The 255-nt window shown below is 40.8% G+C and carries 1 protein-coding gene; it reads right to left on the bottom strand.

What is annotated here, in order from left to right:
* Nucleotides 1–255 (bottom strand): dioxygenase family protein (locus tag AC1M83_RS14255; RefSeq protein ID WP_481590954.1); only part of this gene is annotated, 255 nt, incomplete at both ends.

Here is a 255-nt window from a genome sequence, read left to right on the forward strand (position 1 = left end):
TACCTTCTGGTGGGCAGCCATAACCTACAGGCATTGTGGTTAATGCTGTATATTGACCTTGTGCATCCGTGAAGATCGTACGACGTAAGTTGAAGTCAGATTGAGACTTATCAAAGAACGAGTAGTTACCTAAGCTGTTTGCATGCCAAACTTCAACTTTAGCGCCTTCAATGATGTTACCTTCAGTATCTTTAACGATACCTTCAATAATTAAAGTTGGGATTTTGCCTTCTTCAGAACCATCATCCATACGTG

The organism is Acinetobacter sp. 25-47-130 (assembly GCF_056779705.1).